Genomic DNA, 10,661 nt, shown 5'->3' on the forward strand with positions numbered 1-10,661 from the left:
TCGATGCAGTCCGCATCGGTGCATTCGGTGGTGCGGCCGAGATGGACGATGAGGGTGCCGTGGCAGTGGTCGATGGCGGATTCGCAGGACGGACACGTCGGCGCGCGCATATGGCCTCCAGACGAGATCGGTTCGTGAATCGGTCATAGCACCCGCCTCGGACAGGTGGTGGGAGATCGGTCGCGTGTCGCGCGACGGCATCGGGATAGCGGCTGTCCGGAAACCGACTGTTCATGCTGCGTCTCCGCGGTGTGAGCGAGCGCAGCGAGCGAACCGTGCCACAGCGCGCATCGCGCACGCCGGAGCCGAGCGCCAGCGAGGCGCAGGCGTGAGCGACGGGCCCGGAGGCGGCAGCTTGCGTAACCACGGAGGGCCCCGGGAACACCGCAATTCGAATACAGCTGGCTCGGTTGTGATGAACTTGCTGCATGGGCATCAAGGTGTCGCTCGAACACCGGACCACCTACACCTTCGACCGGTCGGTGCAGGTCCACCCCCATGTAGTGCGTCTGCGGCCCGCGCCGCATTCGCGGACCAGGATCGAGGCGTACTCGATGCGGGTCGTCCCGGGCGATCACTTCTGCAACTGGCAGCAGGACGCGTTCGGGAATTTCCTTGCCAGGCTGGTCTTTCCGAATGCGGCGCGGGAGTTGTCCATCACCGTCGGGTTGATCGCCGATCTCGAGGTGATCAACCCGTTCGACTTCTTCATCGAGGATTACGCCGAGCACTTTCCGTTCGCCTACAGTCCGGAGTTGGTCGCGGATCTGGATCCGTATCTGCGTCCGGTCGATGAATCCGAGCCGGGTTCGGGACCTGGTGCGCTGGTTCGCGAATGGGTGCGCGCGTATACGCCGACCGATCGGCCGCGCACCATCGATTTCCTGGTCGCGGTCAATCAGGCGCTGCGCGATGACGTCGGGTACGCGATTCGGATGGAGCCCGGTGTGCAATCGCCGGACCACACCCTGCGTAGCGCGATCGGGTCGTGCCGCGATTCGGCGTGGTTGCTGGTGTCGATCCTGCGGGAATTCGGGCTGGCGGCGCGGTTCGTCTCCGGGTATCTGGTGCAGTTGGCGCAGGACGTGCCCGCACGCGACGGACCGTCGGGACCGCCCGCCGATTTCACCGATCTGCATGCCTGGACCGAGGTGTTCCTGCCCGGTGCGGGGTGGGTCGGCCTCGATCCGACCTCCGGACTATTCGCGGGCGAGGGGCATATACCGCTGGCCGCGACACCGCATCCGACCTCGTCGGCGCCGATCACCGGCACGACCGGCCGGACCGGGACGACCATGGATTTCGCCAATACCGTGCGGCGGGTCCATGAGGATCCGCGAACCACATTGCCCTACACCGCATCCCAGTGGGAGCGGATCACGGCCGCGGGTGCGGCGGTCGACGAGCGCATGGCCGATGTCGGGCTGACTATCGGTGGCGAGCCGACGTTCGTATCGATCGATGATCAGACCAGCCCGGAATGGACGACCGAGGCGGACGGGGCGCGCAAACGCGAACGCGCCGTCGATCTCGCCGATCGGTTGCGTCGCATCTATGCGCCGACCGGGTTGGCGCAGTATCGGCAGGGTAAGTGGTATCCGGGAGAACCGTTGCCGCGCTGGGAGATTGCGGTCGCGTGGCGCGCCGATGGTGACCCCGTCTGGACGCGTCAGGATCTGCTTGCTGATCCGTGGACGCCACCGCGGATGGTTGCCTCGGTGTCGGAGGGGGAGTCCGTCAGGGTGGAGCCGATGGCCGAGCACTCGGGGGATACGGCACGGCAGCAGTCGACTTCGGCTGATGGCGCGGTGTCGAGCGATGGCTCAGCGGTGGGCTTCTGGCCAGGTGATGGCGTCGGGAAACTTGCGGTGCTGGATCGCGGATCGATCGGTGGCCTCGGGAGTTCGTCAGGGCCGCAGTCTCATTCGAATGTTTCAGGCGGTGGATCCCCTCCCGCGATGACCGGCGATGGGTCGGCTCCGGGTACCGAATCAACTGTCCGTACGCCGTTGCCTGCACCCGCGGGTCTCGAATCCGCCCAGGCACTGATCGCACATATTGCTGCGGGTCTCGGCCTGCCGGACACCCAGGTGCGTCCGGCCTACGAGGACCCGCTGGCCCGGCTGGCGGGCAGTGTCCGTGCGCCCGAAGGTGATCCGGTAGATCCGGCCGATGATCTGGGACAGGATTCGGCGCAAGCGCGCAAGGAACTGTTGGCGCGGCTCGACACGGCCGTGACCGCGCCCGCGGCCTATCTGCTTTCGCTGTATCGCCGCGCGGACGGCGCCGGGTGGGCGAGTGCCGACTGGCGGATGCGGCGCGGTAAGTCGCCCGACCAGCCGGAGGGGCGAATCGTATTGTCGGAGGGCGATTCTCCGGCCGGTCTGCGCTTGCCGCTGGATGCTGTCTCGTGGCAGCCGCCGCGTCCGCGCCCGGACAGTGATCCGCTGTTCATGGGACCGCTACAGTTCCCGCGGACCGAACCACCCGCCATGGTGGAGGACTCGGATTGGGAGCCGACCACCGCGCTCGTCGGCGAGGTCCGCAATGGCAGACTGCACGTCTTCCTGCCACCGCTGGAAGAACTGGACGACTTCCTCGAGCTGATCCAGCGCGTCGAGGCGGCCGCGGCGGCGGTGGGTCAGCCGGTGGTGCTCGAGGGCTACGCCCCGCCCGTCGATGCCAGGCTGCGCACCCTCTCGGTCACACCGGATCCCGGCGTGATCGAGGTGAATGTGCAGCCGACCGCCTCCTTCGGCGAACAGGCCGAACTGCTTTCGACGCTCTACGAGCAGGCCGGACTGGCCCGGCTCGGCACCGAATCCTTCGATGTCGACGGGACGCACAGCGGAACCGGCGGCGGCAATCACATCACGCTCGGCGGCGTGACACCCGCGCGCTCACCGCTGCTGCGCCGTCCGGATCTGCTTGTCTCGATGCTGACCTACTGGCAGCGGCATCCGGCGCTGTCGTATCTGTTCGCCGGTCGCTTCGTCGGTCCGACCTCACAGGCGCCTCGGGTGGACGAGGGCCGCGAGGACGCGCTGTACGAATTGGAGATCGCTTTCGCCGAAGTCGCTCGGCTGAGCAGAGATTCGGATGCGCCGTGGCATATCGATCGGGCGCTGCGTCATTTGCTCACCGACCTCACCGGCAACACCCACCGCGCCGAATTCTGCATCGATAAGCTCTACAGTCCGGAAACGGCAAGGGGCCGACTGGGATTGGTGGAGCTGCGCGGCTTCGAGATGCCGCCGCATTTCCAGATGGCCATGGTGCAGTCGCTGCTGGTGCGCGGCCTGGTCGCCCGGTTCTGGGCGGAACCGTTGCAGGCCAAACTGATTCGGCACGGCGCTAATCTGCACGGCCGCTATCTGCTGCCGCATTTCCTGAAGACCGATATCGCGGAGGTGGCCGCCGACCTGCGTGCGCACGGCATCGAATTCGACCCCAGCTGGCTCGATCCTTTCACCGAATTCCGCTTCCCGCGCATCGGGACCGTGGTGCTCGGCGATGTCGAACTCGAACTGCGCGGCGCGATCGAGCCGTGGAATACCCTCGGCGAGCAGACCACGGCGAGCGGCACCGCCCGCTATGTCGACTCCTCGGTGGAGCGGTTGCAGGTCCGGGTGGTCGGTGCGGACCGCGAACGCCTCGTGGTGACCTGCAATGGGATGCCGGTGCCGCTGCTCGCCACCGGCAAGGCCGATGTGCAAGTGGCCGGAGTGCGCTATCACGCGTGGCAGCCGCCCAATTCGCTGCACCCGAGCATCACCGTCGACGCGCCGCTCGTATTCGATCTGATCGACGCCGAGACCGGGTTGTCCCGCGGCGGCTGCACCTATCACGTCGCGCACCCCGGCGGCATGGCCTATGACGAGCCGCCGGTCAATGCGGTGGCCGCGCAATCGCGCCGCAACCGGCGGTTCGAGGCGGCGGGCCACACCACTTCCCGGGTCGATCCAGGGGTGCTACGTGCGAAGATGGCAGCACAGTCCATCGACATCGGCGCGCCGGGCATCCTCGATCTGCGCCGGGCGCGCACGGTGTGGGGACTGGTCAGCGATCGGTAAGCGAGGGGCGGAGGTCGGCGCGGTGACTATGCGCGACGAAGCGCGCGGCTCGGGTGCTCGGGAATCCGAGACGACGCTGTCGAATGCCGGACGGCTGAGTGTTCGCGAGCAGGTCGCGGAACAGTTCGCCAGATATCGCGCCGAGGGCGCGGATACCGCGGGCTACGACGAATGCGGTCGGCCGACGGGCGGGTATTACGACGAGCTGGTCGATCCCGCGGGTGGTGTGCGGCGCATGTGGTCGGAGCTGTCCGCCGATTTCGTGGAATTGGGCACGACCGGGCTCGGGCGGCTGGACAGCCGGGTGCGCAGGCTCATCGATGACGACGGCATCTACTACACCGAGGTGGGCGCGGCGGGCGAACCGCCCATGCCGACCGCCTGGCGGCTGGATCCGATTCCGCTGCTGGTCTCCGCCGACGACTGGACCCGGCTGGAGGCCGGGCTGGTGCAGCGCTCGCGGGTGCTCGACGAGGTGCTCACCGATATCTACGGCGCGCGCCGCACCATCACCACCGGTCTGCTGCCGCCGGAGGTGGTGTTCGGCAATCGTGGATATGTGCGGGCCGCGCACGGCATCACGATTCCCGGGCGACACCAGTTGTTCCTGCACGCCTGCGATCTCAGCCGGTGGAGCGACGGACAATTCCGCGTGATCGCCGACTGGGCGCAGGCGCCGTCGGGTGCCGGATACGCGCTGGCGGATCGACGGGTGGTGTCGACGGCGATTCCCGAGGCCTTCGAACATTCCAATCCGCGTCCGCTCACGCCGTTCGCGCGGGCCATGCGATTGATGCTGATCGAATCCGCACCGATGGCCGATGACAATGATCCGGTCGTTGTGGTGCTCAGTCCCGGTGTGCATTCCGAAACCGCTTTCGATCAGGCCTATCTCGCATCGACGCTGGGTTTTCCGCTGGTGGAGAGCGCGGATCTGGTGGTGCGCGACGGTGCGCTGTGGATGCGCTCGCTCGGCAGGTTGAAGCGGGTCGATGTGGTGCTGCGCCGGGTGGACGCCGAATTCTCCGATCCGCTCGATCTGCGGCCGGATTCGCGGCTCGGAGTGGTCGGGCTGGTCGAAGTGCTGCGACGTGGTGCCGTGACCGTGGTGAATACGATCGGCAGCGGGTTGCTGGAGAATCCGGCGCTGGCCGGATTCCTGCCGCGGATCTCGCGGGCGCTGCTGGGAGAGGAGTTGGCGCTCGAGAGCGCGCCGACGTACTGGGGTGGCAACGACAGCGAACGGTCGCATCTGATCGCGAATCTGGATCGGCTGATCATCTGCTCGGCGGTCGACGGTGCGACGCTGTTCGGTCCGGAACTGTCGAATGCCGAACGCGCGGAACTAGCCGCTCGGATCGAGGACTGCGGCTGGCAGTGGGTCGGACAGGAACCCGCGCAGTTCTCGGTCGCGCCCGCGGTGCAGGGTTACGGCGGACTCGCCTCGGCGCCGGTCGGTATGCGGTTGTTCTCGCTCGCCCGACGCGGCGGCTATACCGCGATGGAGGGCGGCCTCGGCCAGCTGCGCCAACGCCTGCAACCTGAGCGGGTAGTCATAAAGGTTGCCGCTAAAGACATTTGGGTCCGCGCGGCCCCGGCCGCCGTCGCCGCCATCAGCACCGAACCCGCCCACGAGGAACGCGAACGCCGCGCCCCGGTAATCGAACCGGTCAGCTCCCCCCGCGTACTCAACGACCTGTTCTGGATGGGCCGCTACGGCGAACGCGCCGAAACCGTTGTGCGCCAACTGATCGCAACGCACAACTGCTACCAGGACTACCGCTACCGCCCCTGGCTGGATGGCGCCGACGCGCTACCCGTACTCATGGCCGCGCTGGCCCACACCACCGGCACGCTGGCTCCGCTCAGCGTGCTGCCCGGTGCCGAGTTAGAGAAGGTACCCGCTGAACCGAGTGCGACCGGGGCGAGCGGCGCGGCCACCGAGCCGGGATCGACTGGGGCGGAGCCGCGCCCGCCAACCGCACGGTCACAAACGCAGTCGCAAGCGGCGGGACCCGGTCCGCGTGCAGCAGGGGCGTCGGGTCCGGCCGGAGCGGAACCGCCTGCGTCGCCCTCGGCTGGCCACGGGCACCCGGCGACGGGAGCACCGTCTGGTTCCGGCGAGCCCGGGTTGGATGCGAATTCCGGTGCGCAGCTGCCAGGGTCCGGTCCGGCCGCATCGGAAGCGCCCGGATCGCGAACGCAGTCGCGGTCGGCCGGGCGGGGACCGGACATCAGGGGAGCGGCTTCAGGCTCCGATGAGCCGGGATCGTCGCAGTCGGGTGGGCAAGGGGCGAGTGCCGCGGGAGCGGCGTCGGGCTCCGCTGACCCCTCGAAGCCGATTGCGGCGATTACTGCGCGGTCGGCGGTGCCCGAGGAGGGGCGGGAGGGGCATGACTATTTGGTGGCGTTGACTGTTGATCGGGATATGCCGGGGTCGATGGCGTTTGCGATCAATCGGTACGGGTCGGCGGCGCGGGCGGTGCGCGATCAGTTGTCGGTGGATACCTGGATGATTCTGGGTGCGGTGGATCGGGCGCTGGAGGAGTATCGATTCACCGGTGACGATCAGGAGTCGGCGTTGTCGGCGGTGCATTCGCTGTCGTTGGCGGCGCTGCTCTCGCTGTCCGGTATCGGTGCCGAATCGCTGGTGCGCGATACCGGTTGGTACGTCATGGACATCGGCAAGCGCATCGAACGGGGGCTGTCGTTGACCGCATTGCTCGGGGCCGCGCTGACGACGGTCTATCCGGCGGAAGCCGAGCGGGTGGTCACCGAGACGGTGCTGAAGGCGACCGAGTCGTCGGTGAGTTACCGTCGGCGGCACCGGGATTCGGTGCGGGTATCGGCGGTGGCCGGACTGCTGCTCTTCGATGCCGGTAATCCGCGCTCGCTGGCCTATCAGCTCGATCAGCTCGATGCCGACTTCCAGGCGCTGCCGGGCGCGTCGGGATCCTCACGCCCGCAACGACTGCTCGCCGATGCCAAGCGCATGCTGCGCCGGGTGGATCCGGCCGATCTGGATATCACCGATGACGAGGGCCGACGTACCGAACTGGCCGAGTTGCTGGAGGGCGTGCATTTGCGGTTGCGCAAGATCTCCGAATCCTTCGAGACCACGAAACTGGCGCTGCCGGTCGGCATCCAGCCGCTGTGGGGTAGCACGAGGGTCGTTGGATGATCGCGCGCAACGCCGCCGCCCGGCGCTATCGGGTCGAGCATCGCACCACCTACAAGTATTCCGACGAGGTCACCAGCTCCTATGGGCGCGCCTATCTGACGCCGCGGGAGTTTCCCGGACAGCTCCTGCTCTCGCATGAGATCCATATCGATCCGACACCATCGGACCGCTCGATCGGCACCGACGTGTACGGCAACACCACCTCGTATTTCCATGTGACGGCCGAACATACGAAGCTCGTCGTCACTGGGGAATCCGTGGTCGAGGTCGACATAGCCGATGCGACCGCGGTGAGCGCCACCGGCAAGCCTTGGGAGCAGGCCCGCCCGTCCACCGCCAATGGCCCACTGGCGGTGGAATTCACCCTCGACCTGCATCCGCCCGAGATCACCCCCGAGGTCACCGCATACGCCGCCGAATCCTTGACGCCGGGCAGGCCGCTACTGGAAGCCGTAACCGAACTCAACACCCGCATCCACGACGACTTCACCTACAAATCCGGCTCGACGACGGTATCCACCAAGGTCGCCGACGTCTTCGCCGCACGCGCGGGCGTCTGCCAGGACTTCGCCAGGATCGGCGCGGCCTGCCTGCGCTCACACGGACTGGCCTCGCGCTATGTGTCCGGTTATCTGGCAACCGATCCGCCGCCGGGTAAGGAACGCATGGTCGGCGCGGACGCGACCCATGCCTGGTCCGCGGTATGGATCCCCGGCGATACCGCACACGACCGGACCGGCCACTGGATCGGTTTCGACCCCACCAACGACCAATTCGCCGACGAGCGGTACGTAACCGTCGCTTGGGGTCGCGATTACGCCGATGTGCCCCCGATGCGTGGCATCATCTACACCGACGCCAAGGAGAGCTCGATCACCGTATCCGTCGACGTGGCGCCGGTAGAGGTGTAGCGATATGCGCGATTTCACCTGTCCGAACTGCGGACAACAGTTGGCCTTCGAGAATTCGGTGTGCCTGTCCTGTTCCAGCCCACTGGGTTTCAGTCTGGCCGATCGCGCGCTGGTGGTGATCGGCGATCCGCCGGGCGATGCGGCGGTGGATCGGTCGAAGGGCGTTGTCGATCGCGACCGGTTCCGGCTCTGCGACAACTTGCATGTGGCGGAATGCAATTGGCTGGTGCCCGTGCTCGGTACCGAGGTCTCGGTCAGTGCGATCGTGCCGCCTCCCTCGGGTACGTCGGAAGATGCCTGGCAGATCACGGCGTCGCCCGCGGATGGCAATGACGGACCACGACTTTGCGAATCCTGCCGCCTGACCCGCACCCGCCCCAACGATCTCGACGCCGCTGGCCTGCAGGCGTTCGCCGAAGCCGAGGCCGCCAAGCGCCGACTGATCATGGAACTGGTCGAACTCGGTCTGCCGGTCGTCGGCCGCGACCGGAACCCGCGCACCGGCCTGGCCTTCGACCTGCTCTCCAGCGCCACCGACCGGGTCGTCACCGGCCACAAGAACGGTGTGATCACCGTGGATCTGGCCGAGGCCAACGACCCGCATCGCGAACAATTGCGCATCGAGATGGATGAACCGTACCGCACCCTGCTCGGCCATTTCCGCCACGAGATCGGCCACTACTACTTCTCGGTGCTGGTCGCCGATGACGATGTCGCGCAACGCTTCCGGAATCTGTTCGGTGATCCGGACGCCGACTACCGAGCGGCACTGGACAGCCACTACTCCGAGGGCGCACCCGCGGGTTGGGAAGCCAATTACGTCTCTTCTTACGCCACCATGCACGCCGCCGAGGACTGGGCCGAAACCTTCGCGCACTACTTGCACATCCGCGACACCCTCGACACCGCCGCCGCGTTCGGCATCGCCCCCGCCGGCGCGACCCTGGACCGTCCCCAAGTGGGCCGCGCCGGCTTCGACCGCATTATCGACCTCTGGTTGCCCCTCGCCTGGTCGCTCAATATGGTCAACCGCTCAATGGGCCACGACGACCTCTATCCCTTCGTCCTGCCCGATCCGGTCCTCGAGAAAATGCGCCTGGTACACGACCTCTGCACCACGCCGGAGCCGCGCTGACCTAGCCGACCCCGTTGGTCGCGATCACGTGGTCGGCCATGCCTTCCGGTCCCCACTGGTTCTGCGCCAGCGCCTCGTATACGCAGATCAGCAGTAAAATCCGGGCTCGCTGTCCGGCCGTCAATTCGGTATCCAGATACGAATCCTGCACACGCAGGCCGGCGCCGGATACCCGGCGCGGGCTCGGCTCTGACAGCAACCAGAACAACTCCGGACCGATCAAGGTCGATCGCCCGCCGGTTTCGGTGAACCACCGGGACGCGTATTCGATCATCAGATCGGTGAATGTTTCTCCGCTGCTGATCGATTCCGCGAACTGGTTCAACGCGCCCGAGCGATCGATGCCGCTCTGGATCACCGACGCTAGCCGGCCCGCGACCTCCCGGAATTGTTCTACGCCCTGGTCTTGCCAAACGGTAAAAGCCATCGCTTACTCCATCGACGTGTCCGATTGTGGCTGAAGCAGTTTCGAGTCAGAAGGGGTTGATCGTTGTCTTGCCGCCCGCGCCGTTGGTCGCGAATGTCGGAGTGATCCGCGGCGCGGCTGCTGTCCGAGGCAGTGCGCTGGCCAGCAGCTTTTTCGGAGCGACGGGCAGCGGGTCGGTATTCTCCAGGATCGCGGCGCCCCGCGGGGACACGACACGCTCTTCCTGGGGTGCCGAATCCCAATCGTCCTGCGCCGTGTCGTCCCAGTCGTCCTCCGCCGCGAGATCCCAATCCTGCTCTGCCGCTTCGCCGCGGACTTCCGGCATTACCGGTGCACGGTCCTCTGGCACTGCCGGTGCACGATCCTCCTGCGGCGCTGGGGCATGCTGCGTTGCTGGGGCATGCTGCGCGGTGCGTCCGCGCCCGAACAGCATCAGGGTGAGATGCACAGCGAAAAGCATGGTCAACGGCATACCGGCGTACAGCGACAAAGACACGGGGCTACCCCCGATTTCGCGCGCGTACTCGATATTTCCGGCCACCGACACCAGGGTCCAGAAGACGAACAGCGCGGTGGCGTACCACCAGGCCGAACTGCGTCGCTTGAAGGTGGCGGTGGCGATGATCGAACCGATGACCAGTCCGTCGATGGCGATCGGCACGTTCGCGGCAAGCGCCGGAGCCACCAGGTTTCGCACCGACAGGTCGTGCAATGCGGCAAAAGACATTTCGAATGAGGTGAGTGCGACGACGCCCGTGACGATTGCCGAAGCATGTAGCGGGCGCGGCCGCCATGCCCGTAGCCGGGTGACCAAGGACGGCCGACGATCCGTCGATGCCGACTGTTCCTCGAGCAGTTCCGATTCCGTAGATGTGATCGTCGCCATAGCGGGAGCGTATCGTGCATCACTCCGTATTCCGCCGAGGCACCCGGC

At 66.7% G+C, this 10,661-nt stretch carries 6 protein-coding genes; 4 read left to right on the plus strand and 2 right to left on the minus strand.

What is annotated here, in order from left to right:
* Positions 1-428: 428 nt before the first annotated feature.
* Genes NP3_RS36975 through NP3_RS36990 form a run of 4 tightly spaced genes read left to right on the plus strand, consistent with a single transcriptional unit; the run spans position 429 to position 9,300 of the window.
* Entirely contained in the window at positions 429-4,073 is a 3,645-nt protein-coding gene (locus tag NP3_RS36975; protein ID WP_063046362.1) for a transglutaminase family protein, read from the plus strand.
* A 28-nt stretch (positions 4,074-4,101) separates the two neighbouring features.
* Complete coding sequence (locus NP3_RS36980; RefSeq protein WP_063046363.1) at positions 4,102-7,254, plus strand: circularly permuted type 2 ATP-grasp protein; 3,153 nt, start codon at positions 4,102-4,104, stop codon at positions 7,252-7,254.
* Positions 7,251-8,165, plus strand: coding sequence for a transglutaminase family protein (locus tag NP3_RS36985; RefSeq protein ID WP_063046364.1), 915 nt, complete (start codon positions 7,251-7,253; stop codon positions 8,163-8,165). Before NP3_RS36980 ends, NP3_RS36985 begins: the two co-directional genes overlap by 4 nt.
* Positions 8,166-8,169: 4 nt before the next feature.
* Positions 8,170-9,300: a zinc-binding metallopeptidase family protein gene (locus tag NP3_RS36990; protein ID WP_063046365.1), complete on the plus strand. Its 1,131-nt coding sequence runs from the start codon at positions 8,170-8,172 to the stop codon at positions 9,298-9,300.
* A gap of 1 nt (position 9,301) precedes the next feature.
* Here NP3_RS36990 and NP3_RS36995 read toward each other — a convergent pair whose 3' ends face one another.
* Together NP3_RS36995 and NP3_RS37000 are read right to left on the minus strand one after the other, a co-directional pair.
* Positions 9,302-9,727 (minus strand): hypothetical protein, encoded by a 426-nt coding sequence (locus NP3_RS36995; RefSeq protein ID WP_063046366.1) that lies wholly within the window; start codon positions 9,725-9,727, stop codon positions 9,302-9,304.
* Positions 9,728-9,773: 46 nt separating this feature from the next.
* The gene (locus NP3_RS37000) at positions 9,774-10,613 is read right to left on the minus strand and encodes a DUF2637 domain-containing protein (RefSeq protein WP_063046367.1); all 840 of its coding nucleotides are present in this window, start codon (positions 10,611-10,613) and stop codon (positions 9,774-9,776) included.
* Between the last annotated feature and the right edge of the window lie 48 nt (positions 10,614-10,661).

Source organism: Nocardia pseudovaccinii NBRC 100343, from assembly GCF_001613225.1.
GTDB classification, from domain to species: domain Bacteria; phylum Actinomycetota; class Actinomycetes; order Mycobacteriales; family Mycobacteriaceae; genus Nocardia; species Nocardia pseudovaccinii.